General features: G+C 34.9%; 1 protein-coding gene. It reads right to left on the reverse strand.

Features of this window, described 5'->3' with window-relative positions; genetic code table 11:
* Window positions 1-872: type VI secretion system domain-containing protein (locus tag CYP84_RS05410; RefSeq protein WP_103636911.1), on the reverse strand; the 872-nt coding region annotated here is incomplete at its 3' end.
* Window positions 873-882 lie beyond the last annotated feature (10 nt).

Below are 882 nucleotides of genomic sequence, written 5' to 3' on the forward strand. Positions count from 1 at the left end.
CTTAAAAACTCACAAAATATCCTAACGCCATCTATCCAAAATGGATTAAGAGCTAAATTTCTTATAAATTTCTCTAAATTACCAAGGTTTGCTTCTTTCATATTTTTAAAAAGTAAGATCAAATTTTCATCAGGATAACGTATCTGCGTCACTTGCTCGCTGCTAACTGGCAAAGCCTTGATCCTGCCCCACATCGCCTCAAAAACAAGTGAGTAAGCGGTCAAATTTTTTATGTCATTTTTTAAAAGCGAGATGGATAAATTTACAAAATACTCCCTAAACTCTCTATCACTAAATGTGCTAATATCACTGCTGCCAAAAGAGACACTTTGTGAGTAGCTTGGCTCTACCTTTTGCGGCTGTTTTGGCTCCTCTACTTTTTGAGTTTGCTCGCTTTTTTCTTCTATATAAAGCGTATCAAAGTGCGTGCTAAGCTCGCGTGAGAGCTCAGGTACAAGATCATTAAAAGCTCTTGCGTCCGCTTCGTCTAAATTTATACCGTCCCTATGGGCTTGTGTAAAAAGCTCTATCGTTTGAGCAAATATCTTTTTTTTAGCAGGCACTTGCTTTTCATTTTTTGCTAATAAATTTGGCTCTTGTTTTAGAGTAGTTAGAAAAAATGAAAAGGCACTGATTAAACTTTTAAAAGCATATTTGTCATTTAAATTTACAGCAGAGATCGCTAAGAAATTTAAAAGCTTTACATCGAGGCTAAATTCGCTTAATGCCTTTAAAGACGAGCTATAAACAAAGTCCCATTTTATCGTATCGTGAGTCAAAGTCTTATATTTTGACATCTCGTCTATAAGGCTGATGTAGAGTTCGTTTTCTGAAAAGTTTTCGCTAAATTTGTTGAAAAACTTATCTTGCACTTACTTTTTA

It is taken from the genome of Campylobacter concisus (genome assembly GCF_002912425.1).
Lineage (GTDB): Bacteria > Campylobacterota > Campylobacteria > Campylobacterales > Campylobacteraceae > Campylobacter_A > Campylobacter_A concisus_AH.